24 protein-coding genes are annotated in these 24970 nt (G+C 67.4%); 12 read left to right on the forward strand and 12 right to left on the reverse strand.

Annotated elements, in window-relative coordinates; all coding sequences use genetic code 11:
• Nucleotide 1: 1 nt before the first annotated feature.
• From kdpB to ACSFBF_RS10575, 8 genes are all read left to right on the forward strand, one after another.
• A complete protein-coding gene (gene kdpB / locus ACSFBF_RS10540) occupies nucleotides 2–2104 on the forward strand; it encodes a potassium-transporting ATPase subunit KdpB (protein WP_435466640.1) in 2103 nt (700 codons plus the stop codon).
• A gap of 13 nt (nucleotides 2105–2117) precedes the next feature.
• Nucleotides 2118–2699, forward strand: a complete 582-nt coding sequence (gene kdpC, locus ACSFBF_RS10545; protein WP_435466642.1) for a potassium-transporting ATPase subunit KdpC — start codon at nucleotides 2118–2120, stop codon at nucleotides 2697–2699.
• Nucleotides 2700–2882: 183 nt separating this feature from the next.
• Complete coding sequence (locus ACSFBF_RS10550; RefSeq protein WP_435466644.1) at nucleotides 2883–5627, forward strand: DUF4118 domain-containing protein; 2745 nt, start codon at nucleotides 2883–2885, stop codon at nucleotides 5625–5627.
• A gap of 5 nt (nucleotides 5628–5632) precedes the next feature.
• Nucleotides 5633–6325: a two-component system response regulator KdpE gene (kdpE, locus tag ACSFBF_RS10555; RefSeq protein ID WP_093179898.1), complete on the forward strand. Its 693-nt coding sequence runs from the start codon at nucleotides 5633–5635 to the stop codon at nucleotides 6323–6325.
• Between the two features lie 125 nt (nucleotides 6326–6450).
• Nucleotides 6451–7350 (forward strand): TorF family putative porin, encoded by a 900-nt coding sequence (locus ACSFBF_RS10560; protein ID WP_435466646.1) that lies wholly within the window; start codon nucleotides 6451–6453, stop codon nucleotides 7348–7350.
• Between the two features lie 427 nt (nucleotides 7351–7777).
• Complete coding sequence (locus tag ACSFBF_RS10565; RefSeq protein ID WP_093057336.1) at nucleotides 7778–8122, forward strand: hypothetical protein; 345 nt, start codon at nucleotides 7778–7780, stop codon at nucleotides 8120–8122.
• A gap of 1 nt (nucleotide 8123) precedes the next feature.
• On the forward strand, nucleotides 8124–8822 hold the full coding sequence (locus tag ACSFBF_RS10570; protein WP_435466648.1) for a DUF1826 domain-containing protein: 699 nt from the start codon (nucleotides 8124–8126) through the stop codon (nucleotides 8820–8822).
• A 59-nt stretch (nucleotides 8823–8881) separates the two neighbouring features.
• Entirely contained in the window at nucleotides 8882–9373 is a 492-nt protein-coding gene (locus ACSFBF_RS10575) for a PTS sugar transporter subunit IIA (RefSeq protein ID WP_435466650.1), read from the forward strand.
• Nucleotides 9374–9440: 67 nt separating this feature from the next.
• Here the strand turns inward: ACSFBF_RS10575 and hpaI are convergent, their stop codons facing one another.
• The 4 genes from hpaI to ACSFBF_RS10595 are packed head-to-tail and all read right to left on the reverse strand — an operon-like array spanning nucleotide 9441 to nucleotide 14371.
• Nucleotides 9441–10250: a 4-hydroxy-2-oxoheptanedioate aldolase gene (hpaI, locus tag ACSFBF_RS10580; protein WP_435466652.1), complete on the reverse strand. Its 810-nt coding sequence runs from the start codon at nucleotides 10248–10250 to the stop codon at nucleotides 9441–9443.
• A gap of 42 nt (nucleotides 10251–10292) precedes the next feature.
• The gene (locus tag ACSFBF_RS10585) at nucleotides 10293–11765 is read right to left on the reverse strand and encodes an NAD-dependent succinate-semialdehyde dehydrogenase (protein ID WP_435466654.1); all 1473 of its coding nucleotides are present in this window, start codon (nucleotides 11763–11765) and stop codon (nucleotides 10293–10295) included.
• A gap of 31 nt (nucleotides 11766–11796) precedes the next feature.
• Nucleotides 11797–13320 (reverse strand): UxaA family hydrolase, encoded by a 1524-nt coding sequence (locus ACSFBF_RS10590; protein WP_435466656.1) that lies wholly within the window; start codon nucleotides 13318–13320, stop codon nucleotides 11797–11799.
• A 55-nt stretch (nucleotides 13321–13375) separates the two neighbouring features.
• On the reverse strand, nucleotides 13376–14371 hold the full coding sequence (locus ACSFBF_RS10595) for a tripartite tricarboxylate transporter substrate binding protein (RefSeq protein WP_435466657.1): 996 nt from the start codon (nucleotides 14369–14371) through the stop codon (nucleotides 13376–13378).
• Nucleotides 14372–14501: 130 nt separating this feature from the next.
• On the opposite strand from ACSFBF_RS10595, the gene ACSFBF_RS10600 reads away from it, so the two are divergent.
• The gene (locus ACSFBF_RS10600) at nucleotides 14502–15434 is read left to right on the forward strand and encodes a LysR substrate-binding domain-containing protein (RefSeq protein ID WP_093179277.1); all 933 of its coding nucleotides are present in this window, start codon (nucleotides 14502–14504) and stop codon (nucleotides 15432–15434) included.
• Here ACSFBF_RS10600 and ACSFBF_RS10605 read toward each other — a convergent pair.
• Nucleotides 15431–15877, reverse strand: coding sequence for a universal stress protein (locus tag ACSFBF_RS10605; protein WP_435466660.1), 447 nt, complete (start codon nucleotides 15875–15877; stop codon nucleotides 15431–15433). The two genes, ACSFBF_RS10600 and ACSFBF_RS10605, sit on opposite strands and share 4 nt — an antisense overlap.
• A gap of 134 nt (nucleotides 15878–16011) precedes the next feature.
• Between ACSFBF_RS10605 and ACSFBF_RS10610 the strand changes: the two genes are divergently transcribed.
• On the forward strand, nucleotides 16012–16374 hold the full coding sequence (locus ACSFBF_RS10610) for a FlxA-like family protein (protein WP_435466662.1): 363 nt from the start codon (nucleotides 16012–16014) through the stop codon (nucleotides 16372–16374).
• A 1-nt stretch (nucleotide 16375) separates the two neighbouring features.
• Here ACSFBF_RS10610 and ACSFBF_RS10615 read toward each other — a convergent pair whose 3' ends face one another.
• A complete protein-coding gene (locus ACSFBF_RS10615; protein ID WP_435466664.1) occupies nucleotides 16376–16924 on the reverse strand; it encodes a MarR family winged helix-turn-helix transcriptional regulator in 549 nt (182 codons plus the stop codon).
• Between the two features lie 188 nt (nucleotides 16925–17112).
• Between ACSFBF_RS10615 and ACSFBF_RS10620 the strand changes: the two genes are divergently transcribed.
• A complete protein-coding gene (locus ACSFBF_RS10620; RefSeq protein ID WP_435466666.1) occupies nucleotides 17113–18099 on the forward strand; it encodes a tripartite tricarboxylate transporter substrate-binding protein in 987 nt (328 codons plus the stop codon).
• Nucleotides 18100–18111: 12 nt separating this feature from the next.
• Here ACSFBF_RS10620 and ACSFBF_RS10625 read toward each other — a convergent pair whose 3' ends face one another.
• Genes ACSFBF_RS10625 through ACSFBF_RS10640 form a run of 4 tightly spaced genes read right to left on the reverse strand, consistent with a single transcriptional unit; the run spans nucleotide 18112 to nucleotide 21972 of the window.
• Entirely contained in the window at nucleotides 18112–19278 is a 1167-nt protein-coding gene (locus ACSFBF_RS10625) for a mandelate racemase/muconate lactonizing enzyme family protein (protein ID WP_435466668.1), read from the reverse strand.
• A gap of 35 nt (nucleotides 19279–19313) precedes the next feature.
• Complete coding sequence (locus ACSFBF_RS10630; protein WP_435466670.1) at nucleotides 19314–20024, reverse strand: SDR family NAD(P)-dependent oxidoreductase; 711 nt, start codon at nucleotides 20022–20024, stop codon at nucleotides 19314–19316.
• On the reverse strand, nucleotides 20014–20985 hold the full coding sequence (locus tag ACSFBF_RS10635; RefSeq protein ID WP_435466672.1) for a Bug family tripartite tricarboxylate transporter substrate binding protein: 972 nt from the start codon (nucleotides 20983–20985) through the stop codon (nucleotides 20014–20016). The genes ACSFBF_RS10630 and ACSFBF_RS10635 overlap by 11 nt, the downstream gene beginning before the upstream one ends.
• Before the next feature lie 48 nt (nucleotides 20986–21033).
• Nucleotides 21034–21972, reverse strand: coding sequence for a dihydrodipicolinate synthase family protein (locus tag ACSFBF_RS10640; protein WP_435466674.1), 939 nt, complete (start codon nucleotides 21970–21972; stop codon nucleotides 21034–21036).
• Between the two features lie 108 nt (nucleotides 21973–22080).
• Here ACSFBF_RS10640 and ACSFBF_RS10645 point away from each other — a divergent pair, with 108 nt between their 5' ends.
• Nucleotides 22081–23016, forward strand: coding sequence for a LysR family transcriptional regulator (locus tag ACSFBF_RS10645; protein WP_435466676.1), 936 nt, complete (start codon nucleotides 22081–22083; stop codon nucleotides 23014–23016).
• An 11-nt stretch (nucleotides 23017–23027) separates the two neighbouring features.
• Here ACSFBF_RS10645 and ACSFBF_RS10650 read toward each other — a convergent pair whose 3' ends face one another.
• Together ACSFBF_RS10650 and ACSFBF_RS10655 are read right to left on the reverse strand one after the other, a co-directional pair.
• A complete protein-coding gene (locus tag ACSFBF_RS10650) occupies nucleotides 23028–23699 on the reverse strand; it encodes an RraA family protein (protein ID WP_435466678.1) in 672 nt (223 codons plus the stop codon).
• Nucleotides 23700–23728: 29 nt separating this feature from the next.
• Complete coding sequence (locus ACSFBF_RS10655; RefSeq protein ID WP_435466680.1) at nucleotides 23729–24943, reverse strand: aspartate transaminase; 1215 nt, start codon at nucleotides 24941–24943, stop codon at nucleotides 23729–23731.
• Between the last annotated feature and the right edge of the window lie 27 nt (nucleotides 24944–24970).

A 24970-nucleotide genomic window follows, 5' to 3' on the forward strand; every position in this document is an offset into this window, starting at 1 on the left:
CATGACTACAAAGACCAATACTTCCCTTTCGCTGTTCGATGCAGCGCTTCTGCGGCCCGCCCTCTGGGCCTCCGTCACCAAGCTGAGCCCGCGGGTGCAGTGGCGCAACCCGGTGATGTTCATCGTCTACATCGGCAGCATCCTGACGACGCTGCTCTGGGTGCATGCGATGAGCTTCCCGGGCGACACCGGCATGAAGCCCGCCTTCGTGCTGGCCGTGACCATCTGGCTGTGGTTCACCGTGCTGTTCGCGAACTTCGCCGAAGCACTGGCCGAAGGCCGCAGCAAGGCGCAGGCCGCATCGCTGCGCGGCCTGCGCAAGGACACCTGGGCCAAGAAGCTGCATGAGCCGCACCATGGCGCGCAGTGGCTGCCCGAACAGGCGCCCAACCTGCGCAAGGGCGACGTCGTGCTGGTCGAGACCGGCGACGTCATTCCGCTCGACGGCGAAGTCATCGAAGGCGTGGCCTCGGTCGACGAAAGCGCCATCACCGGCGAATCGGCGCCCGTGGTGCGCGAATCGGGCGGCGACTTCTCGGCCGTCACCGGCGGCACACGCGTGCTGTCCGACTGGCTGGTGGTGCGCGTCTCGGTGAACCCGGGCGAGTCGTTCCTCGACCGCATGATCACCATGGTCGAGGCCGCCAAACGCCAGAAGACGCCCAACGAGATCGCGCTCACCATCCTGCTGGTTGCGCTTACGCTGGTGTTCCTGATCGTCACCGCCACGCTGCTGCCGTTCTCGATATTCAGCGTCGGTGCATCCAATGCGGGAACCGTGGTGTCGCTCACCGCGCTGGTCGCGCTGCTGGTGTGCCTGATCCCGACCACCATCGGCGGTCTGCTGTCGGCCATCGGCGTGGCCGGCATGAGCCGCATGATGCAGGCCAACGTGATCGCCACCTCGGGCCGCGCGGTGGAAGCCGCCGGTGACGTCGACGTGCTGCTGCTCGACAAGACCGGCACCATCACGCACGGCAACCGCCAGGCCACCTCGTTCCTGCCCGCGCCCGGCATTCCGAAGGCCCGCCTGGCCCGCTCTGCGATGCTCGCATCGCTGGCCGACGAAACGCCCGAAGGCCGCAGCATCGTCGAGCTGGCCCGCCGTGACGGCCTCGACGCAGCAACGCCGGTCGATGGCGCGCATTTTGTGCCCTTCACCGCGCAGACCCGCATGAGCGGCGTCGACCTGCCCGCCGCACCCAACAGCCTCGACACCGACGCCGTTCAGTTGCGCAAGGGCGCGGTCGATGCGGTGCGCCGCCACGTCGAGGCGCTCGGCGGCAGCATGGCACCCGAGGTGCTGCGCGCGGCCGAAGAAGCGGCCCGCCGCGGCAGCACGCCGCTGGCCGTGGCCGAAGGCAACCGCGTGCTCGGCGTGGTCGAGCTCAAGGACATCGTCAAGACCGACATCAAGGAGCGCTTTGCCGAACTGCGCCGCATGGGCATCAAGACGGTGATGATCACCGGCGACAACAAGCTCACCGCCGCAGCCATCGCAGCCGAAGCCGGCGTCGATGACTTCCTGGCCGAAGCCACGCCCGAAGACAAGCTCGCGCTCATCCGCCAGTACCAGGCCGAAGGCCGCCTCGTGGCCATGACCGGCGACGGCACCAACGACGCCCCCGCGCTCGCGCAGGCCGACGTGGCCGTGGCCATGGGCAGCGGCACGCAGGCTGCGAAAGAGGCCGGCAACATGGTCGACCTCGACTCCAACCCGACCAAGCTGCTCGAAGTGGTGGAAACCGGCAAGGCGCTGCTGATGACGCGCGGCTCGCTCACCACCTTCTCGATTGCGAACGACGTGGCGAAGTACTTTGCCATCATTCCGGCGATCTTCGTGTCGACGTACCCGCAGCTGGGTGCGCTCAACGTGATGCGGCTCGCGAGCCCGTCGTCGGCCATCCTGAGCGCGGTGATCTTCAACGCGCTGGTCATCGTGTTCCTGATTCCGCTGGCATTGAAGGGCGTGCGCTACCGGCCCGTTGGTGCCGCCGCGCTGCTGCGCCGCAACCTTGCCATCTATGGCCTGGGCGGCCTGGTCGTCCCCTTCATCGGCATCAAGTTGATTGACTGGCTTCTTGTAGCCGTCCATCTCGTCTGAGGAGTTCCCAATCATGAACAACAACGGCAATATCGTTCGCCCCGTGCTCGTGGTCTTTGCACTGCTGAGCGCACTCACCGGCCTGATCTATCCGATGGCCGTCACCGGCGCCGCGAAGGCGGTGTTTCCGTCGCAGGCGGCGGGCAGCCTGATCGTGCTCGACGGCACGACCGTGGGCTCCAGGCTCATTGGCCAGAACTTCAGCGACCCGAAGCACTTCTGGGGCCGCCCGTCGGCCACCGCGCCGCAGCCCTACAACGCGACCGCCTCGGGCGGCTCCAACCAGGGCCCGCTCAACCCCGCGCTGACCGATGCGGTGAAGGCGCGCGTCGAGGCGCTGCGCGCGGCCGATCCGGGCAACACCGCGCCGGTGCCGGTCGACCTCGTCACGGCTTCGGCCAGCGGGCTCGACCCCGACATCAGCCCGGCCGCCGCGAAATACCAGGCCGCGCGCGTGGCGCGCGTGCGCGGCGTGCCGATCGAGCAGGTCAACGCGCTGATTGCCAGCAACACCCAGGCTCCGCTGTTCGGCTTGCTGGGCGAGTCGCGCGTCAACGTGCTGTCGCTCAACATTGCCCTCGACAAGGTGAAGTAAGGAGCGCGACGCCCGCGTCGCACGAGCTGCATCATGGTGACTGACCTGTTCCACGTCCTCTGCGCGATGGCGGCGCTGTTCATTCCTCTGGGGTTCGCGTGGTTCATCGTGTCCCGCACTGCACGCCGGCATAAGCGTGGAGCCAGGCGCAAGGACCCCAAGCAACGTTAGCAGGCCTTGTTCATGCAAGATGTCATTCGCCCGGACCCCGACGCCCTGCTGGCCCAACTGCGAAACGACGAAGCGCGCGCACTGCGCGGCAAGCTGCGCATCTACTTCGGCGCCAGCGCCGGTGTCGGCAAGACCTGGGCGATGCTGAGCGCCGCGCAGCGCGAGCGCGCCACCGGGCGCGACGTGCTGATAGGCGTGGTCGAAACCCACGGCCGCAGCGAAACCGCCGCGCTGCTCACGGGGCTGGAGGCGCTGCCGCTGCGCGAGCTGGACTACCGCGGCCGCACGCTCGCCGAATTCGATCTCGACGCAGCGCTCGCCCGCAAGCCCGCCGTGCTGCTGGTCGACGAGCTGGCCCACACCAACGCCCCCGGCTCGCGCCACGCCAAGCGCTGGCAGGACGTGCAGGAACTGCTGGCCGCCGGCATCGAGGTGTGGTCGGCGCTCAACGTGCAGCATCTTGAAAGCCTCAACGGCACGGTGGGCGCCATCACCGGCGTGCGCGTGCACGAGACCGTGCCCGACACCGTGCTCGACGAGGCCGACGAGGTGGTGCTGGTCGACGTCACGCCCGACGAACTCACGGCGCGGCTCGCGGCCGGCAAGGTCTATCTGCCGCAGCAGGCCGAGCGCGCCGCGCAGAACTTCTTTCGCAAGGGCAACCTGATCGCGTTGCGCGAGATCGCGCTGCGCCGCACCGCCGAGCATGTGGAAGACGACGTGCGTGGCTGGCGGGTGGAGCAGTCGGGCGTTGGTGGCAACGGGCAGGGCCGCGAGCTGCAGGCCTGGAACACATCGGGTGCGATCCTCGCCTGCGTCGGCCCGCACGAAGGCGCGGCGCAGACGGTGCGCACTGCGGCGCGTCTCGCGGGTCAACTGAATGTGCGCTGGCATGCGGCGTATGTCGAAACGCCGCGGCTGCAACGGCTGGCCGCGGAGGAGCGCGACCGCATCCTCGCGGTGCTGAAGCTGGCCGAGGAACTGGGTGCGGTGACTGCGGTGCTGACCGGCGTCGACGTTGCAGCGGAACTTGCCGGACAAGCCCAGCGGCTCAACTGCGCAACGCTGGTCGTGGGGCGTGCCGAACCGGCCGAAGGCTGGTTGCGATGGTGGCCTTCGGCTGTGCTGACGCACGAGCTCGCCCGCCACGCCCCGGGCCTCGACATCGTCGAGGTCGCGCGAGCCGAAAGCTCCCGGCGAATCGCGCATGGGCGCCCCGGCCGGCTTGCCGACGACAACGTGGAAGACACAGACCGGCCAAGGGCGCGATGGCCCGGCTACGCCTTTACCGCGGCGATCAGCGTGGGCATCACGCTGGTTGCCATGCCGCTGTCGAATGTGCTGGAGCTGACCAACATCGTGATGCTGTTCCTCCTCGGCGTGGTCGGTTCGGCGCTGCGCTTCGGGCGTGGACCGGCGGCTTTCGCCGCGCTGCTCAACGTTGCGGCGTTCGACTACTTCTTCGTGCCGCCGCGGCTGTCTTTCAGCGTCAGCGATGTGCAGTACATCCTGACCTTCGTTGTCATGCTCGGCGTTGGCCTGCTGGTGGGGCAGCTGACCGCCGGGCTGCGCTTCGCGGCCGGCGTTTCGGCAAGCCGCGAGCGGCGCGCGCAATCGCTGTTCGAACTGACGCGCGAGCTGTCGGCTGCGCTCGAGAGCACGCAGGTCGTCGAGCTCGGAGCGGCGGCGGTCGAAGGCCATTTCGGCGGCCGCGCGCTGGTGCTGGTGACGGACGCGAACGACCGTCTCGTGATGCCGTCGCAGGCACCCAAGGGATTCGACGCCTCCGTCGCCGATTGGTCGTTTCGCCAGGGCCAGCCGGCCGGACTCGCAACCGCCACGCTGGCGGCGCAGCCCTGGCACTACGTGCCGCTGCAGGCGCCGATGCGCATTCGCGGCGTGCTCGCGTTGTCGCCGGCGCAGCCTCGATGGCTGCTGATTCCCGAGCAGGCGCAGCAGCTCGAGACGCTGGCGCGGCAAATCGCCATCGCGCTGGAGCGCGTGCACTACGTCGAGGTGGCCCAGCAGGCGGTGGTCGAAATGGAATCGGAGCGCCTGCGCAATGCCTTGCTAGGGGCGATTTCGCACGACGTACGCACCCCGCTCACCGCGTTGATCGCACTGGCCGAGTCGCTGCAGAACCTGCCATCCGACGAGCATGTGGAGGCCGCTCGCGCGATCGTCTCGCAGGCACACCAGCTCCACGCGCTGGTCAGCAATCTGCTGGACATGGCGCGCCTCGAAAGCGGTATTGCCGGCGGCGCGGTGAATCTGCGGCGCGACTGGCAGTCGGTCGAAGAAGTCCTCGGGTCGGCGATCCGGGCGGCCGAGCCGGCGTTGGGCGGCGTGCACGTGCAGACGGTGCTTCCGGTCGATCTGCCGCTCGTCGAGTTCGATGCCGTGCTCATCGAGCGCGTGCTCGTCAACCTGCTGGAGAACGCCGCGAAATATGGCGCACCGCCGATCGTGGTGAGCGGCTCCGTCACCGACGCCGCCCTGGTGCTCACGGTGCGCGACCACGGGCCCGGCCTGCCCGCCGTCGTGAAGGGCCATGAGCAGACGCTGTTCGACAAGTTCACGCGTGGCCAGGCGGAATCGGCCACGCCTGGCGTCGGCCTGGGCCTTGCCATCTGCAAGGCCGTGGTCAATGCGCACGGCGGAGACGTGACTGCCTCGAACGCGCATGACGGTGGCGCCGAGTTCGTCGTGACATTGCCGCGGCGGGCCCCGCCGGTATCCATGGAAGCCCAACTCTGAAGAACATGTCCTCCCACACAGCCGTTGTCATTGAAGACGAGCCGCAGATCCGGCGGTTCGTGCGCGGTGCGCTCGAAACCGAAGGCTGGCAGGTGCACGAGGCCGGCACGCTGCGCGAAGGCCTGACGGCCGCAGGAACCCGCAGGCCCGACCTGCTCGTTCTGGACCTTGGACTGCCGGACGGCGACGGCGTATCGCTCATCCTCGACGTTCGCCGCTGGTCCGCCGTGCCGATCATCGTGCTGTCGGCACGCACCAGCGAGGCCGACAAGATCACCGCGCTGGATGCCGGTGCCGACGACTATCTGACCAAGCCCTTCGGCGCCGGCGAGTTGCTTGCGCGCGTGCGGGCCACGCTGCGCCGGCCGCGCCCGATCAGCGGTGCGGAGGAGGCCGAAGCCGTCTTTCGCTTCGGCGAGGTGGAGGTCGATCACGTTGCCCGGGTGGTGCGACGCGCCGGTGTCGAAGTGCACCTCACGCCAACGGAATATCGTCTCCTGTCGGTGTTGATTGCCAACGTGGGGCGCGTGTTGACGCAACGCCAGTTGCTGATCACCGTGTGGGGGCCGGCGCAGACGGAGCAGAACCACTATCTGCGCATCTACATGGGGCATCTGCGCCAGAAACTGGAAGTCGACCCTGCGCAGCCGCGCCACCTGCTGACCGAGACGGCGGTGGGCTACAGGCTGTCCGTCTGACCAGGTCCGGCAGCGCCGGAGCACGAAGCCGCGATGAAATCTTTATGCGCACGGCGCTACTTTTTACAAGGCTTTTATGAGGCGGCTTCTAGGCTATGCGCTTCCGTTTTTTTAACTTTTGCCTCATGAAAAAAATCCCCAGCAGGGCCGCTTCCACCATCGCAGTCAAGCATGCGCTCGTGTTGATCACTGCATTCGCCGCTTCGGGCGCAGCCTTGGCGCAGACAGCAACGACGGATGCCGCAGCAGCACCGGCAGCCGCTCCCGCCCCGAATCTCACGGGCAACGTGTCCCTCACCACGAACTACAAGTTCCGTGGCCAGGATCAGGACATGATCGGCAAGAACGACTACGCCAAGACCAAGGGCTTCAAGCCCGCCATCCAGGGCGGCCTGGACTACGCCTTCGGCGACAGCGGCTTCTACGTGGGTAACTGGAATTCCAGCGTCAACTGGCTCAAGGGCAACAGCATCGAGAGCGACATCTACGGCGGCTACAAGTTCAAGGCCGGCCCGCTGGACATGGACGTCGGCGCACTCACCTACATCTACCCGGGCAACTCCTCGGGCAACACCACCGAGCTGTACGTTGCGGGCACCTACGCCAACGAAACCCTCGGTTCGTTTACCGCCAAGTACTCGCACACCGTGTCCAAGGACTACTTCGGCTACGCGGGCAACAAGGCCGGCTCGGGCCTGAAGGGCACCAACACCGGCTACCTGAACCTGTCGTACAGCAAGGAAATCGTGCCCAAGGTCACGCTGAAGGCGGCCGTGGGCTACACGAACATGTCCAGCGACATCCGCAGCCTGGGCTACAAGAGCTATGTCGACTACAACGTCGGTGCGAGCTACGACTTCGGCAACGGCCTGTCGCTGACCGGCTCGGTGCAGGGCGCCAACAAGAAGAGCTCGTACCTCGCGGTGGCCAACCCCGGCGTCGACCTGGGCTTCGGCACCTTCGGCCAGACGACCTACTCGCCGAACAAGGCGCGCTTCATCCTTACGCTGACGAAGACGCTCTGATCCTCAAGGCGACAGGCGGGCTGCGGCCCGCCTTCGTGGACACCATGCCTCCAGGAGAAACGCTCAGGTCTCGCGCTGCGGCGTGGGTTCGGGCGGCTCGCGCCTTGCCTGACATGAGCCTGCATTGGTCCTGCTGCGGCACGCCCATGCTCGATCCCGTGCAGGAGCGCCTTCGAAGCGAAGACGGCGCTGAAGTTCTCCTGGCTTCCTGCGGTCATTGCGGAGCGCGTTGGTTGAGCGTTGTTCCGCAAGAGGGCCGCCCGGGTTACTGGGAAATCTCTTGCTCGTCGACGGCCAGTTCCAGATCGGGCCAGCGCTGAAGCCAGCATATTTACGCGGCATTTCCACCGCAGGGTGCATTGTTTACACCGTTTTCACACGCGCCTGCCGATACTGAAGCCGTGTTCTTTTCCATTGCAGGAGTTTCATGGCTTACGCCGCTTATCGGGAATACGCAGGCACTGTGCGTGCCAAGAGCGAGACAGTTTTCAAGGTGCTCGATGTCACGGTGCCGTCGGTCGACGCGTGCCGCGTGCGGCGCGGCATTGCCGCATGCAAGGGTGCCGGCGTGCTGCGTTGCGAGCCCCTGATGCGTGTGAATGCAACGTGCGCAAATGGCGCTCCGCGCGCCCGCCTCATGATTCGTCTGCCCCTGGAGAGCTATGCCTCCGTGGTGCACTGTCTGCTCGAATGCGCGCCCGATGGCGAGATCGGCCACCTCACAAGCTGGCGCGAGCATCTCCAGCGTTGTGGTCTGGCCAATGGCGGCTGATATGGAGAGCGCGGTCGCCGATGCGCCGATCGACTCCGGCAAGACCTTTCTCCGCGATTGCCTGAGTCGGCCAGAGCCCATGCGGCTCCCGCCGGAGATCCTGCTCGGCCAGGACATCGACGTGCTCGAACGCATTCTGGAACCGGGCATCGACCTGGCACTGTGGCGGCGCGAACCGCAGGCTCCGATTGCTGCGTGGCTGGACGCCTTGCCCCCGGCCAGGCATCCCGTGGCGCAACTGCAATTGCGCGCGGCCGATGTGGCGGCTGCGCTGCACGCGGCGTGCAAGACCTCGCGCACACCGCGTGGGCCCGGGCGAGACGCCCTGCTGGCAGACATCGACATGCTCGCCACACGCTTCGCGCTGATCACCGGAAGCCCCCGGATGACCCTTACGCTGCAGGTTCTCGGCTGTGACATCGAAGAGAACTGGCACCTTGACCATGCCGGACTGCATCTGCTGTGCAGCTACAGCGGCCTGGGCACGGAGTGGGTGGCATCTCCGCACGCAGACACGGCACTGCGGATGCCGAAGTGCTTTATGGGACCTTTCGAGCGCATGCCGCTCCAGGCCGTTGCGCTCCTTCAGGGGTGTGGCGTGGATGCGCGAGGCTGTGATCGAGGGCTGGTGCACCGTTCGCCGCAACTGCGCAACCTTGGGTCATACCGCTACGTGTTGCGTCTGGACGAACTGCGGTAGAGGCGCTCTGACCGGGCGCATCTCGGGCGCATTTTCATGAAATTCGAGGAGACGATTCGATGACGCACGACATCGCGCAGATTGCTGCCTGGCTTCAACCGCAGGACATCCTGTTCGAAGCCGATGTCCGGGATCGAACGCACGTACTCGAACTCGTTGCGGCGACGATCTGCGGTGCTCGCGGCCTCGACCCGGCACCAGTCTTTCGCGCGTTGTGTCGACGCGAACAGGCCGGATCGACCGCCCTCGGCGATGGATTCGCGATTCCGCATGCACGCATCAACGGCATCGAACGGCCGATCACCCTGTTCATTCGCACCAGGCGACCGATTGCCTTCGATGCCCCGGACGGCAAGCCGGTCTCCCGACTGCTGGCCATCATGGTGCCGGAGGACGGCGCCAAGGGCGATCATCTGCAGTTGCTCGCACTGATGGCCCGCCTGTTCTCCGAACATCGTTTCCGGGCGCAGCTCGATGGCGCGCGGGATGCGGTGGCGGTCGAGGACGCGTTTCGGGCCGGGACTGCGCGCGTGGCTTCTGCCTCCTCGTAGCCAGGGGTTCTCTATCCCGCTTCCTGTGGCACCGGCAGCACTTGTCGTTCTGCCGATGCGCTGTGGCTCAGTACGCCCCGCGCGATTCAGGCGGCACGGGAGTAGCAACCGGCGCACCGAGGAAGTCGGCCGCCAGCTTGCGCGCGGCGCCCGCGTACAGCAGCACATCGACGCCGACGGCGACGAAGGTGCAGCCGAGTTCGAGGTACCGACGCGCCAGCGCCGGATCGGAGGTCAGCGTGCCGGCCGCCTTGCCAGACGCAACGATGGTCCGCATCGCACCTTCGATGGCCGCCTGCACTTCGGGGTGGCCGGGCCGGCCGCGATGGCCCATCGAGGCCGCGAGGTCGGCGGGGCCGATGAACACGCCGTGCACGCCATCGACCTCGCAGATCGACGCCAGGTTGCCCAGCGCCTGCACCGTCTCGGCCTGCACCAGCAGGCAGACTTCGTCGTCGGCCGCATCGAGGTAGTCGGTGCGCGCGCTCCACTGCGACGCGCGTCCGACCGCGCTGCCCACGCCGCGGATGCCGCGCGGCGGATAGCGCGTGGCGGACACCAGTGCACGCGCCTGTTCGGCAGTGTCGACCATCGGCACCAGCAGGTTCTTTACGCCGATGTCGAGCAGCTGCTTGATGAGTGCGGTGTCGCCTTGCACGGCGCGCACCACCGGCTGGGCCCGATGCGGCGCCACGGCCTGCAGCGCAGCCAGCGTCGAGCGCAGGTCGTTGGGGGCATGTTCGCCGTCGATCAGCAGCCAGTCGAAGCCGGCGGTCGCGCTGACCTCGGCCATGTACGGATCGGCCATCGAAAGCCAGAGGCCGACCTGCGGCCGGCGCGCGGCCAGTGACGCCTTGAACGGGTTGTGAGCGGGCATGGGGCTTGTCTTCCTGGAGTAGTGATGAATAGGGGCAGGGAGTCAGTCCAGCTGCCCCTGGCACACGTACTTGGTGTGCAGGTAGTCGTCCAGCCCGTGGACCGAGCCCTCGCGGCCGTAGCCCGAGTCCTTCACGCCGCCGAAGGGCGCGGCCTCGGCTGCCAGAGCGCCTTCGTTGATGCCGACGATGCCCGTCTCCAGCGCATCGGCCACCCGCCAGATGCGGCGCACGTCGCGCGAATAGAAGTACGCGGCAAGGCCGAAGGGTGTGTCGTTCGCCTGCGCGATCACTTCGGCCTCGTTCGAGAAGCGCGTCAGCGGCGCGACCGGGCCGAAGGTTTCCTCGCAGGCACAGGCCATGGTGGCATCTGCATTGGCGAGCACGGTTGGCGCGAAGTAGTTCGCGCCCAACTCGGGAAGCCGCGTGCCGCCGGTGAGCACGCGCGCGCCGCGCGCCACCGCGTCCTGCACGTGGCGCTCGATCTTCTCGACCGCGCGCGCATTGATCATCGGCCCGATCTGCGAGGCCGCATCGCTGGCAGGTCCGACGCGCAATGCCGCCACGCGTGCGACCAGCAGCTCGGCAAAACGCTCGTGCACTGCTTCGTGCACGAAGACCCGGTTCGGGCACACGCAGGTCTGGCCGCCGTTGCGGAACTTGGCGGCCATCAGGCCTTCCACCGCGGCCTCGATATCTGCATCTTCGAACACGATGAATGGCGCGTTGCCGCCGAGTTCGAGCGACAGCTTCTTCAGCGTGTCGGCTGAACGGCGCGCAAGATGCTTGCCGATGGGCGTCGATCCGGTGAAGGTGATCTTGCGCACGCGCGCATCGTCGAGCCAGGCATCGACCACCTCGGGCGTGCGCTCGCGCGATGCGGTCACGATGTTCAGCACGCCCGGTGGCACGCCGGCTTCGGCGGCCAGCGCCACGAGGGCCAGCGAGGTCAGCGGCGTGTCCTCGGCCGGCTTGCACACCACAGTGCAGCCCGCAGCAAGCGCTGGCGCGATCTTGCGCGCGATCATCGCGGCCGGAAAATTCCACGGCGTGATCGCCGCGACCACGCCGACCGGTTCGCGCAGCGCAAACATGCGCCGGCCCGGCATGGGCGCCGGAATGATGTCGCCGTTGGCGCGCGTGGCTTCTTCGGCAAACCACTCGATGTAGCTGGCCGCATAGGCGACCTCGCCACGGCCCTCGGCCAGCGGCTTGCCTTGCTCGCGCGAGATGAGCCGTCCAAGGTCTTCTTGGTGCGCCATCACCAGATCGTTCCAGCGCTTGAGGATCTGCGCGCGCTGCTTGGCGGGCGTCCTGCGCCAGGCGGGGAAGGCGGCATGCGCGGCATCGACGGTTGCGCGCGCGTCGATTGCATTGGAGTCGGGCACCTGCGCGATGAGGGCGCCGGTGGCCGGGTCGGTCACGTCGAGCGTGCGGCCGGAAGCGGAGCGCAGCCATTCGCCGGCGATGAAGTTGGCCGTGCGTTGCAGGTTGGGGCGCGAAAGGGTCAGGGGCATGGCGAGAAGAAGAAAGGAGGAAAGAAGGCAGTCAGCTCACGATGCCCAGATGCCATGGCACGAATTCGTGGTCGCCCAGGCCCAGCGTCTCGCTCTTGGTCGGCTCGCCTGAAGCGTGACGCAGGATCTGCTCGAAGATCTGCTGGCCCAGTTCGGGCACGGAGAGTTCGCCGTCGATCACCACGCCGCAGTTGATGTCCATGTCTTCCTCGAGGCGGCGAAACATCGGCGTGTTGCTCGCGAGCTTGATGGTCGGCGCAGGTTTGCTGCCGAACATCGAGCCGCGTCCGGTGGTGAAGCAGATCAACTGCGCACCGCTGGCAATCTGCCCCGTTGCGGCCACCGGGTCGTAGCCCGGTGAGTCCATGAAGACGAAGCCGGGCTCGCTGATCGGCTCGGCGTATTCGTACACCGCGCGCAGCGGCGTGGTGCCGCCCTTCATCGCCGAGCCCAGCGATTTCTCGAAGATGTTGGCCAGGCCGCCGGCCTGGTTGCCATGGCCCACCACGCCGTTGAACTGCGCGTTCTGGCCGGCCGCGTAGCGCTCCCACCATGCGAGCCGGTCGAGCAGCTTCTGTCCGACCTCGGGCGTCGCGGCGCGGCGCGTGAGCATGAATTCCACACCATGGATTTCTGGCGTCTCCGACAGGATGGCCGTGCCGCCATGGCGCACCAGCACGTCCATCGCCGCACCGAGCGCCGGGTTGGCGGTGATGGCCGAGAAACCGTCGGAGCCGCCGCATTCGAGCCCGATCTTCAGGTGATGCGCGCCCACGCGCGTGCGCCGCGCCGCATTGGCCTCGGGCAGCATTTCCTCGATTGCGCGGATGCCCGCCTCGATGGTCTGGCGCGTGCCGCCCACCTCTTGCATCACCAGCGTGCGCATCAGACGGCCTGCTTCGAGCCCTTGCGAATCGACCAGCGCATCGACCTGGTTGCGCTCGCAGCCCAGGCCCACGATCAGCACGCCGGCCAGGTTCGGATGGCGCGCGTAGCCCGCCAGCGTGCGGCGCAGCACGTCGAAATGCTCGCTCGGCGACGACATGCCGCAGCCGCTGGTCTGCGCGAAGGCGGCCACGCCATCCACGTTGGGAAACGCGGCCATGCGCTCGGGCGTGAAGTGCGCGGCGATGCGCTTGATGACCGTGGCCGAGCAGTTCACCGACGACAGGATGCCGATGAAGTTGCGCGTGCCGACGCCGCCGCCAGCCCGCTCGAAGCCCATGAAGGTCGCGCGCTCTGCAGCCGGCACGAAGTCCACCGGGCGCACGTCCTGGCAGAAGGCCGGATCGCGGTAGCTGTCGACCAGCGTGAGGTTGTGGCTGTGCACGTAGTCGCCGGCCTGCAGGTCGCGCGAGGCCACGCCGATCACCGTGTCGTACTTCTTCACTTCCTCGCCGGAGGCGATGGCGCGCGACGCGATCTTGTGACCGGCGGGAATCTGCGCCCTGGCGCGCACGCCGAACTCGGCGATCGTCTCGCCCAGGGCAATGGCGCTCTTGGCGACCAGCACGTTGTCGTTCGGGTGCAGGCGAAGCAGGGGGCTGTCGTTCATGGCGTGGCGTGGGGTTGCTTCGAGCAGGTTCGGATGCCGGTGGGCGAGGGCTTCATCAGCCCTTTTCCATCAGCTCCTTGAGGTTGAGCTTGCGGATCAGGTCGGTCTCTTGCCGGTACACGGTCTGCACGTACTTCTGGTATTCAGGGCCGTCCTGGTACATGACGGGCGCATCGATGCTTTCCGCCACCTTGCGGAATTCTTCGCTGTTGACGGCTGTGCGGAACGCATCGCGCAGCCGCTTCTCGACTGCGGGCGGCAGGCCCTTGGGCGCGCCGATGCCGTTGGGCGCTTCCACCACCACGTCGAAGCCGAGCTCCTTGAGCGTGGGCGTGTCCTTGAAGCGCGGCGTGCGCGCCTCGCCCCAGGTGGCGAGCAGGCGCAGCTTGCCGCTTTCCACATGCGGCGCCCACGAGCTGCTGTCGGCCAGCATGTCGACCTGTTCGCCCAGCACGTCCTGCAGCGCGGCCGAGCCGCCCTTGTAGGCGATGGCATTGAACTTCACGCCAGCGGCCTGCGCGAACTGCTCCATGCCCACGTGCGTTGCACCGCCGATGCCGGCGTGCGCATAGGTGATGGTGCCGGGCTGGGCCTTGGCCTGCGCCACCACGTCGCGCAGCGACTTGAACGGCGAGCGCGCCGGCACCGCGATGCCGAAGGTCTGGCCAGAAGTGCGCGCGAGGTAGGTGAGGTCTTTCAGCGGATCGAGCTGCACGGTGCCGATCTGGGAGAAGCGCGTGACCGAAATCGGTATCTGGCCGATGGTGTAGCCGTCGGGCCGCGCCGAGGCCAGGGCCTTGGTGCCGATCATTCCCGAGGCACCTGCGCGGTTCTCCAGCGCAATGGGCTGCCCGAGCTCGCGTGCGGCGATCTGGCAGATGATGCGCATCGACCGGTCGGCCGTGCCGCCCGCGGGCCACGGGCAGATGAATGTGAGGGGGCGTTCGGGGTAGTCGGCGGCCAGCGCGCGAGCGGGGACGGTGGCGAGCGCGGCGGCGCCGAGGCCGCCCAGCACGAGCTGACGCCGCGCCATGTTGCGAGGGGTTTTCATCGTTGTCTCCAGAAATCGTTGTTCGGCAAGCACAGCGGATTCTTCCGGAGACAATCATTGCCATCCAATGAAATAGCGGACTCTCTTCATGAGCTGCAGGTTATGAAGCAGAAAGCCCGCTCAAAGCGCCATGAGCCAGATCGACCGCGTTCTTCGTTCCAACCTCAAGCTGCGTCACCTGCAACTGCTGGTTGCGCTGGACGAGTTCCGCCACCTGGGGCGGGTGTCGGAGTTTCTTTCGATCACGCAGCCGGCCGTTTCGAAGATGCTGGCAGAGATCGAGCGCATGTTCGATCTGAAACTGTTTACGCGCTCCACGCGCGGCACCGAGCCCACGCCCTTCGGCGTCACGGTGGTGCGCTTTGCGCGCTCGGTGCTGGCCGACTATCAGCGCACGCGCGACGAGATCGACGCCGTGGCCAGCGGCGGTGCCGGCCGCACCAGTGTGGGCGCGATGGTGGTGGCCACGCCGAGCCTGCTCGTCAAGGCCATCCAGCAGCTCAAGAAGCAGTCGGCGCTGACCACCGTGATGGTGGAAGAGGGCGACCTCACGCGGCTGCTCCCCCGCCTGCGCGTAGGCGAGCTCGACCTGATCGTCGGCCGGCTGGAGCCCGGCTATGCCTCGCCAGACCTCGAAACCGAGGCCCTCTACACGGAGCCGATGTGCATCGTGGTGAGCCCCGGGCACCCGTTGGCGGAGGCTTCCAGGCCGAGCTGGAAGATGCTCGCCGAATTGCCCTGGGTGGTGCCCCCGCCGTGGGCTTCGTCGCGCTCGAAGCTGGCCCAGATGTTCTACAAGCACCGCCTCGTGCCGCCGGCGGACATCGTCGAGACCGCTTCGTTTCTCGTCACGCTGTCCGTCATGCATGAGCGGCCGGCCGTGGGGTTCCTGGCGCGAAGCGTCGCCCGGCACTTTGCGAAGCAGGGGCAGCTATGCATCCTGAAGATCAACGTGCCCATCGAGCTTCCGCCCGTGGGCATCATCACGCTGCGGGGGCGCTCGCAGACGCCCGCCAGTCAGCTCTTGATGGAGTGCCTGCGAAAGGTTGCGCCGCCGCGTTAGCGCAGCACCAGCACCGGAATGTGCGAGTGCGTCAGCACGTGCAGCGTCTCGCTGCCCATCAGCAGGCGCGCCAGGCTGCGCCGTCCGTGCGAGGCCATCACGATCAGGTCGCACTGCTGGTTCTTCGCGGTCGTGATGATGGCTTCGGCCACCTGGTTCGACTTCATGACGATGGCTTGCGGACTGCGAACGCCCTTGGCGACCGCAGTGGCCACGACCTTGTCGACCAGTTGCTGCGCGGCGCGGTCCGTGTGCTCCTGCGTGGCCTGTATGTCGCGCTGGCTCAGCATCATCGAGCCTTCGAAGTAGCCGACCGGTTCGATGTGCGCGACGGTGACGCTCACCAGTTCCGCGTTGGTCAACAGGGCCAGGTCGATGGCGGCGCTGACTGCTTGCTCCGACAGCGCGGAGCCGTCGGTTGCGACAAGAACACGCTTGTACATGGCAGGCTCCTTGGCCCCCGGCACCGCGGGTGCCCTCATGTTCAGTCTAGTTCGCGATTGCGGTCATGCAAGGCCCTTCATTTCTTCTTCCAGCTGCCGATAACCCCCCTTTGAGGACACAACAGAGGACCCAGATGCTGAATGCCATCAGTGCGACCGGCGGTGCGAGGAGCGGAGGCGACGTCAACGCCGAGATCGCGAAGATCCAGCGCCAGATCACGGCGACGCAGAAACAGATCAAGGAGACGCAGGGCCAGCTGCTCAGCGTGCCCGAGGGCGATGCGCGCAAGGCGATTCAGCAGCAGATCGAAGCGCTGGCAGCCCAGCTCGCCATGCTGCAGCAGCAGATGAATGCGCTGCGCACGGCCAGCGTTCAAAAGAGCGCGATGGCTTCGATGGACGAGAGCGGCAGCAGCAGTGGCAGCACATCGCAGCGCGCCAACGCCGGTGGTGCTGGTGGCACTTCGATCGGCAGCATGCTGGACGTGAAGGCCTGATTCAGCCCCCGCGCTCCGGCCACCGGTGCCGTGTGCCTCCCGAGCGCCGGTCCGCCTTCTCCATGACCGCACCCTGCGCGAGCAGCTGCTCTCCGCGCAGTTCCAGATGCTGCAGGCAGCGAAGAAAGGCATCGAGATCCGCGGGCTCGATGCCTTCGAGCAATTCGGTGTTCAGCCCCGCAATCCGCGGAAACAGCCTGCCGAACAGCTGCTGGCCCGAAGCGCTCAGCCGCACGTGCACTTCGCGGCGGTCCTGAGCGTCCTGCCGCCGCACCACCAGCTTCTTCTCGACCAGGCTGCGCAGCCCGCGCGAAGTGCGCACGCGGTCCAGGTGCAGGTGCGTGGCCAGCGTCGACGAAGTCATCTCGCCCTCCTGCGCGAGCGTGGCGATCATTCCCCACTCGCGGCGCGTGATGCCGAAGCCTCCTTCGACCAGGCGGGTCGCCATGCCGCTGCCCGAGCGCATGGCACGTGCCAGCCGGTACAGCAGCAGGTCGTTCAGGGAACGGGGCGCGCGCAACGCTGCTGCATCGGGAAAAGCTTGTTGCATACGGATGGAAAGTGGGGTGGGGAGTGTGGTTCGCCCGCCTCGGAGCACTGGTAGTGGATTAGATCAACTGTTTGCCCATACGTATAAACCGGTAACAAATTTGAACGAACGGAAACAGTCTTGGCGCGCGATTTTCGCCGTGAAAACTCGCGCGTTCCCGTTCACGACAACCGCTCGCAGGAGATCCGATGCCCGCATTTCTTTCCAGGCGCAAGCTCATCATGGCGTGGGGCATTGCCCTGGCCGCTTGCGCTCCCATGGTCCACGCCCAGGCGCCCGCCGCGCTGGACGGTGGTCCGCTCACCCTCGTGGTCGGCTATGCGCCGGGCGGCAGCACCGACCGCATCGCGCGCCTGATTGCCGACCGGCTCACGCCGAAGCTCGGCGTCAAGGTGAGCGTGGAAAACCGTCCGGGCGAGGGCGGCCGGCTCGCGGCCAAGGAAGTGAAGCGGGCCCCCGCTGGGCAGAACGTGCTGATGCTCGGCAACCCCGCCGTGATGGTGGTCGCGCCGCTGGTCTTCAAGGACGCGGGCTACGACCCTGACAAGGACTTCGTGCCCGTCTCGCAAGTCAGCAGCTACGACTTCGCGCTTGCGGTGGGCAACAAGCTCCAGCTCGACCGCGCGATGTTCCTCGTCAGCCGGCTGTGGGCGCATCCGGAAGAGGCGATTTTCGGCGTGCCTGCCACCGGCAGCCTGCCTCACTTCTTCGGCCTGATGGTGGGCGATGCGCTGAGCGTGCAGCCGCAGATCAAGGGTTACGGCGGCTCGGCGCCGCTGGCGGCCGACCTGAGCGGCGGCAGCCTGCCCATTGCCATCGATACGCTCGATTCGCTCTATCCCCAGCACGTGGCCGGCAAGATCCGCATCCTGGCCACCTCGGGCAAGAAGCGCGCGAGCTTCGCGCCCAACATTCCCATCTTCCGCGAAGCCGGCATGAAGATCGATGCCGACGGCTGGAACACCTTCTTCGCGCCCAGCACCATGCCGCCCGCCAAGGTGCAGCTGCTGGCCAACTCGATCCGCGACGTCATGAAAGACCCGGGGCTGCAGAAGGCGGCCGACGCGCTCTACATCACGCCCGTGGTCAGCAATGCGGCCGAGACTGCGCAGATGCTCAAGGCCTTTCGCGCGCAATGGGAGCCGGTCGTGCGCCGCTCCGGCTTTCAGCCCTGAGACTTTCTTTCGTCAGCTCGCAAGCGCCCGCATCTGCGCAATGAGATCGGCCTTGCCCTCGAAGCCGATGCCCGGCAGCGGCGGCAGCGTGACGTAGCCGTTGTCCACCTTCACGCCGTCGGGGAAGCCGCCGTAGGGCTGGAACAGATCGGGGTAGCTCTCGTTGCCGCCGAGCCCGAGGCCGGCCGCGATGGCCAGCGACATCTGGTGGCCACCGTGCGGAATGCAGCGCGAGGGCGACCAGCCGTGCGCCTTCAGCATGTCGAGCGTGCGCAGGTACTCCACCAGCCCGTAGCTCAGCGCGCAGTCGAACTGCAGCCAGTCGCGGTCGGGCCGCATGCCGCCGTGGCGGATGAGGTTGCGCGCATCCTGCATCGAGAACAGGTTCTCGCCCGTGGCCATCGGGCCGGCGTACACCTCGCCGAGCTTGGCCTGCAGCTCGTAGTCGAGCGGATCGCCGGCTTCCTCGTACCAGAACAGCGGGTACTGCGAGAGCGCGCGGCCGTAGTCGATGGCGGTCTTCAGGTCGAAGCGGCCGTTGGCGTCCACTGCCAGTTGCTGGCCGGGGCCGAGGATCTTCAGCACCGATTCGATGCGCTCGCAGTCTTCGGCCAGCGTGGCGCCGCCGATCTTCATCTTCACCACCGAGTAGCCGCGCTCCAGATAGCTGGTCATCTCGCGCTGCAGGCCTTCCACGCCCTTGCCGGGGTAGTAGTAGCCGCCCGCCGCGTAGACGAACACGCGCGGGTTGGGCGTGCCGGTGCCGTAGCGCTCGGCCAGCAGCTGGTACAGAGGTTTGCCCGCGATCTTGGCGGTCGCGTCCCACACGGCCATGTCGATGGTGCCCACGGCCACCGAGCGCTCGCCGTGGCCGCCGGGCTTCTCGTTGATCATCATGCGGGCCCAGATCTTGTGCGGATCGAGGTTGTCGCCGGTTTCGTCGAGCAGCGACGCGGGCTCGGCTTCGAGCAGTCGCGGCAGGAAGCGCTCGCGGATCAGCCCGCCCTGGCCATAGCGGCCGTTGGAGTTGAAGCCATAGCCGATGACGGGCTTGCCGTCGCGGATCACGTCGGTGACCACGGCCACGAGGCTCAGGGTCATCTTCGAGAAATCGATGTAGGCGTTGCGGATGTCCGACTTGATGGGGCGGGTGGATTCGAGGATGTTGACGATTTTCATGGTCGGGTTCGAGGGATGGGAAAGCGAAGAAACGTTCAGCGGTGCAGCGACGAGCCGCCGCAGATGGCGACGTCCTGCCCCGTGATGGCCGCCGCTGGCGGCGACAGAAGAAAGCCCACGAGCGCAGCGATTTCTTCGGGCTGTATCAGCCGGCCGATGGGCGGCATGCGCGGCGCACTGCCCGCGCGGGCCGGGTCCTGCAGCATTGAGGTTTGCGTTGCGCCGGGCGACACCACATTGACGGTCACGCCCTGTGCGGCTACCTCCGCCGCCCAGCTGCGCGCGAGCGCGATCAGCGCCGCCTTGGTCGCGGCGTACTGGCCACGACCGGGCAGGCCCTGTGCAACGCGGCTGCCGACGAACACGACGCGACCGTGGCCGCGCGCGGCCATCGCTGGCACGAGCGCATCGGCCAGCCGCGTGGCTGCGTCTACGTGCAGGCGCCACATCAGTTCGCCGCCCGCATGGTCGAGCGCGCCCAGCGGGCCGACGCGCAGCACGCCGGCCGCATGCACCAGCGCATCGGCGTCCTGAAGCGCGGCGGCTGTGCGCGCGATGGCATCGGCATCGCACAGGTCGACAGCCACATGCGCAAAGCGCGCGTGAGACGACAACGTGGGCGCTGCCAGGTCGAGCCCGCTCACGCGCCAACCCGCTTCGAGCAACTGCGACGCGATGGCGCGGCCGATGCCGCCGCTGCTGCCCGTCACCACCGCGTGCGGGGCAGTGGTGGCCTCATTCGACATGGATGTTGCCCTCCACGATGATCTTCTTCGAGCGCGCCATGTCGTCGGCCTGGAACTTCACGAAGTCCTCGACGCTGCCCGGCGTCAGCAGCAGGCCCTGCGCACCCAGCGTCTCGCGCATGTCGGTGCCGAGCGCCTTGTTGACTTCGGCATTCAGCCGCTGCGTGACGGCGGCCGGCAGCTTCGCCGGCCCCCACAGGCCATACCAGCTGTAGAACTCGTAGCCCGGAATGCTCTCGCCCACGGTGGGCACGTTCGGCAGGCTGGTGGCGCGTGTGGCCGAGGTGACGGCAATCACCTTCAGCATGCCGCTCTTGTGGTACTGCAGCGAGCCGAGGATGGGGTCGATGAAGCCGTCGATCTGCCCGCCGATCAGGTCCTGGAACGCGGGTGCCGTGCCCTTGTACGGCACGATCAGGTAGTCGAGTCCGCCGCCCGCGCGCTTGAGCAGTTCGGTCGAAAGGTGCCCGGCCGATCCGATGGAACCCACCGCGAAGGTCATCTTGCCGGGGTGCGCCTTGGCGTATGCGATGAGCGACTTCACGTCCGTCACCGGCAGGTTCTTGTTGACGGCCACCGACAGCGGCGCCTTGGCCACCAGCGCTACCGGGGTGAAGTCTTTCACCACCTCGTACGGCACGGACTTCATGGTCATCGGCGCCGTCGTGAAGGTCGAGGCGTTGAACAGCAGCGTGTAGCCGTCGGCCGGCGCCTTCGACACCACGTCGGCACCGATCACGCCGTTGCCGCCCGCGCGGTTCTCCACGATGAAGCTCTGGCCCGTCTGCTCGCCGAGCTTCTGCGCCAGCAGGCGGCCGATGGTGTCGAGCGTGCCGCCGGGCGGAAACGGAATCACCATGCGCACCGGGCGGCTGGGCCAGGTCTGGGCGAAGCCGGCGGTTGACGCTGCAGCCAGCGCGAGGGCGGCCAGCGTGGCCCGCAGGAAATGGTTGCGTTGCATGTCTCTTGTCTCCTTGTGGTTTTTCATCGGGGCAACGTGGCCCGTGGCTCAGTGCTTCGACAGGCCGGCCTGCTGCACGGCGGCGTGCAGCGCATCCATCTCGCGCGCGTTCGGCGCTTCGGTTGGCGGACGCACGGTGGCGTTGTCGAGCACGCCCGCCAGGAACATGCCGCCCTTCATGCGCGCATGCGCCTCGCCGGTCGGCTCGCCGCCGCCGTACACGGCATCTTTCAGCGGCGTGATGAGCGCCTGCACCGCCATTGCCTTCTTCAGGTCACCGGCCTTCACCGCGTTCCACAGGTCGATGATCAGTTGCGGAATGAAGGTCGCGAAGCCGACCAGCGCGCCGTCTACGCCCTGCACCATCGAGGCCAGCAGGTACTCGTCGTGGCAGGTCAGGATGGCCTTCGATGCATCGGCCTCGCGGATCGCCTGGATGTCGCGGGCGTACTTGTTCATGTCGCGCTGGCCGACCTTGAAGGCCTGCAGGTAGGGCAGGCGCGCCAGCTCGGCCAGCAGCTGCGACGAGTACGAGGCGCGCGTCCATGCCGGGTACACGTGGCAGACCAGGTCCAGCTCCGGCGCGGCGCGGTGGATGGCCTCGAAGTACTGCAGCGCATGGCCGGGCGTGAAGCCAAAGCGCAGCCAGTGGTGCGGCGGCATCACGTCGAGCGCCACCGCGCCCGCGGCCTGCGCGGCGCGTGCATGCTCGGCGGCCTCGGCCAGGCCCTCGCACACGATCGATGAAATCACCGGAGTGCGCCCGCGCAGCTCGTCGGCGACGATGCGCGTCACCTCGGCGCGCTCCGAAGGCGTCAGCGAAAACACTTCGCCGGTGTGGCCATTGGTCATGATCGCCACCACGCCGTCATGGCCGGCGAGCCACGAAGCCAGCTTGCGCAGTGCCGGTTCGTCGATGCGGTGATCGACCGTGAAGGGGCAGGAAATGGCGGGGATGATCCCGCGATAATTCGCGATGGAAGGCATGCTGTGTCTCCGTTGTGGTTCAAGGTGCAGGAATGGGTGCATCTTTTGCCGGCGGGGCGCGGGCCGTCCAATACTCGAATCGCATACAACTATTCAACTGCGCTGCGCATGGGCCCCGGCAACCGACCCCTCGACCTCGAATGGCTGGAAGATTTCCTGGCCCTGGCCGAGTCCGGCAATTTCTCGCGTGCCGCGCAGGCGCGCTCCATTGCGCAGCCCGCCTTCAGCCGCCACATCCGGTCGCTGGAGGAGTGGGTGGGGGTCGACCTGTTCGACCGCAGCGGGCACCCGACCGCGCTCACGGCGGCGGGCAAGCGCTTTCAGCCCCTGCTGCAGGAAGTGCTCGCGGGCCTTGAAGCCGCCCGCATCAAGGCCCGCGCCGCACACGACCTCGACGCCGCCAGCCTGAGCTTCGCCGCCACGCACGTGCTGTCGCTCACATTCTTTCCGCGCTGGCTGGGCAGCGTGGAGTCGCGCCTGAGCATGGGCCCGATCCAGACCGTTTCCGACAGCTCGTACGCCTGCGAAGACCTGATGCTGCAGCGCCGCGTGCAGTTCGTGCTGTGCCACGGGCACGCGGGTGCGCCGGGGCGGCTCGACGACACCGGTTACCCGGTTCAGCGTTTGAGCGAAGACGTGCTGGTGCCTGTGAGCGCGCCCGATGCGAACGGCGCGCCGCTGCATGCGCTGGGCGCCGGCCAGTCGCCCGCTGTGCTGGCCTACAGCGATGCCTCGGGACTGGGCCGGATCATGCGGGCCATGCAGGACAGCGAGTTCGGCAAGGACTTCGCCGCGTCGCTGTCGATCGTTTTCACGGCCCACCATGCCGCGCTGCTGCGCACCATGGCGCTCGAAGGTCGCGGCCTTGCGTGGCTGCCGATGAGCCTGGTGGCCGACGATCTGCGCAGCGGCACGCTGGTCGATGCCGGCGCGGGCGGATGGCGCGTGCCGGTGGACATCCGGTTGTACCGCCAGCAGGCGCACATGGCGCCGGTGGCCGAGGCGCTGTGGGCGCTGGTCAGCGGTGGCGCTTCAGGCGCCTGACTGCTTCAGTTTCAATTCGCGCAGCGCGCTTCCAGCGCATCGAGGAAGGAGCGGTCCCAGCGGCCTTCCTTCATCGCCTGGATCGTGCGTGCTTCCGTCTCCAGGTGCGCGCGAGCCTTCTCGATCAGCAACTCGGCCTCGTCGGGCGAGAAGGCCAGCAGCCCGTCCTGATCGCCCACCACGATGTCGCCCGGGTTCACGATCATGCCGCCGACCGACACCGGCACGTTGATTTCGCCGGGGCCATCTTTGTACGGGCCGCGATGGTTCACGCCACGCGCGTACACCGGGTAGTCGCGCTCCCGGATCTCGGCCACGTCGCGGATGGCGCCGTCGAGCACCAGGCCCGCGGTGCCGATGGTCGCGGTATAGAACGACAGGATGCCGCCGATGACCGCGTTGGTGACGTCGCCGCCCGCATCGATCACCAGCACGTCGCCGGGCCGGCAGAACTCGAAGGCGCGCATCGGCGTGAGGTTGTCGCCGCCGCGCGTCTTCACGGTGACGGCCGTGCCCGCCATGGTCTTGTGTCCGGGGCGGTGGTACGGCTGCAGGCCGACGCTGCCGATGTTGCGGTGCAGGTTGTCGCTGAGCGCGGCCACCGGAATGTCGCGCAGCGCGGCGATGATGGCCGGCGCAACCTGCGGGGCCGACGGGTTCTTGCGGATGGCTTTGTAGGGCATGACTGGTCCTTGTGAGTTTTCAGCGCGCGTCAGCGCAGTGCGGCCACGGCACGCGCGATGCGCGTGCAGCCTTCTTCCAGCGTCTCGATCGACGTGGCAATGGAAAGACGGAAGTAGGGCGACAGGCCGTATGCGGTGCCCGCGACCACGGCCACGCCTTCGCTTTCGAGCAGGTACATCACCACGTCGCCGTCCTCGTTCAGGCGCTTGCCCTCGAGCGTGGTCTTGCCGATGAGGCCGCCGCAGTTGATGTACAGATAGAAGGCGCCGGGCGGCGTGGCGCAGCTCAGGCCGGGAATGTCGTTGACGAGCTCCAGCGTGCGGTCGCGCCGCTGCTTGTACACGGCCACGCTCTCGGCCACGAAGCTCTGGTCGCCGTTCAGTGCTGCTGCGGCCGCCGCCTGGCTCACCGAGCAGCAGTTGCCGGTGGACTGCGACAGCAGCGTGTCCAGCGCCTTGATCAGGTCCACCGGCCCGGCCGCATAGCCGATGCGCCAGCCGGTCATCGCATAGGTCTTGGAGACGCCGTTCACTATCAGCGTGCGATCGCGCAGCGCGGGCGCTTCCACGAGGAGATGCGGCGTTGCTTCGCCGTCGAAGCGGATGTGCTCGTAGATCTCGTCGGTCATCACCATCACGTGCGGATGGCGTTCCAGCACCTCGGCCAGCGCGCGGTATTCGGCGGCGGTGTAGCTCGCGCCGGTCGGGTTGCTCGGCGAGTTGATCAGCAGCCAGCGCGTGCGCGGCGTGATGGCAGCCTCGAGCTGCGCGGGCGCCAGCTTGAAGCCCTGAGCTTCGGGGCAGGCCACGGTGACGGGCGTGCCTTCGCAGGCGAGCACCATGTCGGGGTACGACACCCAGTAGGGTGCGGGAATGATCACCTCGTCGCCCGGCTCCAGCGTGATCGCGAAGGCGTTGTAGATCGCGCTCTTCGCGCCGCTGGTGGCAATGATCTCGTTCATCGCGTAGCGCAGGCCGTTTTCGCGTTCGAGTTTGGCGACGATGGCTTCGCGCAGCTCCACCGTGCCGGCCATCAGCGTGTAGCGCGTGGCGCCGCGCTCGATGGCGGCGGCCGCGGCCTGGCGGATGTGGGGCGGCGTGTCGAAGTCGGGCTCGCCCACCACGAGGTTCACGATCGATTTGCCCTGCCTGCGCAGTTCGTTGGCGCGGTCGGCGGCCGAGGTGCTGGGCGAGGGCTTGATGCGCCGCACGCGGGCGGCAATGCGGGAGGTAGTGGCTTGCATGGACCGAACGGTACGCACATCGAAGGT

The sequence above is a fragment of the Variovorax nivicola genome (genome assembly GCF_051216475.1).
Classification (GTDB): domain Bacteria; phylum Pseudomonadota; class Gammaproteobacteria; order Burkholderiales; family Burkholderiaceae_C; genus Variovorax.

Excerpts from the sequence above, each read along its gene's own strand:
- ACSFBF_RS10550 (WP_435466644.1), top strand. The coding sequence starts at position 2,883 with ATGCAAGATGTCATTCGCCCGGACCCCGACGCCCTGCTGGCCCAACTG.
- kdpB (WP_435466640.1), top strand. The coding sequence starts at position 2 with ATGACTACAAAGACCAATACTTCCCTTTCGCTGTTCGATGCAGCGCTT.
- kdpE (WP_093179898.1), top strand. The coding sequence starts at position 5,633 with ATGTCCTCCCACACAGCCGTTGTCATTGAAGACGAGCCGCAGATCCGG.
- ACSFBF_RS10565 (WP_093057336.1), top strand. The coding sequence starts at position 7,778 with ATGGCTTACGCCGCTTATCGGGAATACGCAGGCACTGTGCGTGCCAAG.
- ACSFBF_RS10585 (WP_435466654.1), bottom strand. The coding sequence starts at position 11,765 with ATGCCCCTGACCCTTTCGCGCCCCAACCTGCAACGCACGGCCAACTTC.
- ACSFBF_RS10595 (WP_435466657.1), bottom strand. The coding sequence starts at position 14,371 with ATGAAAACCCCTCGCAACATGGCGCGGCGTCAGCTCGTGCTGGGCGGC.
- ACSFBF_RS10635 (WP_435466672.1), bottom strand. The coding sequence starts at position 20,985 with ATGCAACGCAACCATTTCCTGCGGGCCACGCTGGCCGCCCTCGCGCTG.
- ACSFBF_RS10600 (WP_093179277.1), top strand. The coding sequence starts at position 14,502 with ATGAGCCAGATCGACCGCGTTCTTCGTTCCAACCTCAAGCTGCGTCAC.
- ACSFBF_RS10625 (WP_435466668.1), bottom strand. The coding sequence starts at position 19,278 with ATGAAAATCGTCAACATCCTCGAATCCACCCGCCCCATCAAGTCGGAC.
- hpaI (WP_435466652.1), bottom strand. The coding sequence starts at position 10,250 with ATGCCCGCTCACAACCCGTTCAAGGCGTCACTGGCCGCGCGCCGGCCG.
- kdpC (WP_435466642.1), top strand. The coding sequence starts at position 2,118 with ATGAACAACAACGGCAATATCGTTCGCCCCGTGCTCGTGGTCTTTGCA.
- ACSFBF_RS10615 (WP_435466664.1), bottom strand. The coding sequence starts at position 16,924 with ATGCAACAAGCTTTTCCCGATGCAGCAGCGTTGCGCGCGCCCCGTTCC.
- ACSFBF_RS10630 (WP_435466670.1), bottom strand. The coding sequence starts at position 20,024 with ATGTCGAATGAGGCCACCACTGCCCCGCACGCGGTGGTGACGGGCAGC.
- ACSFBF_RS10650 (WP_435466678.1), bottom strand. The coding sequence starts at position 23,699 with ATGCCCTACAAAGCCATCCGCAAGAACCCGTCGGCCCCGCAGGTTGCG.
- ACSFBF_RS10645 (WP_435466676.1), top strand. The coding sequence starts at position 22,081 with ATGGGCCCCGGCAACCGACCCCTCGACCTCGAATGGCTGGAAGATTTC.
- ACSFBF_RS10560 (WP_435466646.1), top strand. The coding sequence starts at position 6,451 with ATGAAAAAAATCCCCAGCAGGGCCGCTTCCACCATCGCAGTCAAGCAT.
- ACSFBF_RS10570 (WP_435466648.1), top strand. The coding sequence starts at position 8,124 with ATGGAGAGCGCGGTCGCCGATGCGCCGATCGACTCCGGCAAGACCTTT.
- ACSFBF_RS10590 (WP_435466656.1), bottom strand. The coding sequence starts at position 13,320 with ATGAACGACAGCCCCCTGCTTCGCCTGCACCCGAACGACAACGTGCTG.
- ACSFBF_RS10575 (WP_435466650.1), top strand. The coding sequence starts at position 8,882 with ATGACGCACGACATCGCGCAGATTGCTGCCTGGCTTCAACCGCAGGAC.
- ACSFBF_RS10640 (WP_435466674.1), bottom strand. The coding sequence starts at position 21,972 with ATGCCTTCCATCGCGAATTATCGCGGGATCATCCCCGCCATTTCCTGC.
- ACSFBF_RS10655 (WP_435466680.1), bottom strand. The coding sequence starts at position 24,943 with ATGCAAGCCACTACCTCCCGCATTGCCGCCCGCGTGCGGCGCATCAAG.
- ACSFBF_RS10610 (WP_435466662.1), top strand. The coding sequence starts at position 16,012 with ATGCTGAATGCCATCAGTGCGACCGGCGGTGCGAGGAGCGGAGGCGAC.
- ACSFBF_RS10605 (WP_435466660.1), bottom strand. The coding sequence starts at position 15,877 with ATGTACAAGCGTGTTCTTGTCGCAACCGACGGCTCCGCGCTGTCGGAG.
- ACSFBF_RS10620 (WP_435466666.1), top strand. The coding sequence starts at position 17,113 with ATGCCCGCATTTCTTTCCAGGCGCAAGCTCATCATGGCGTGGGGCATT.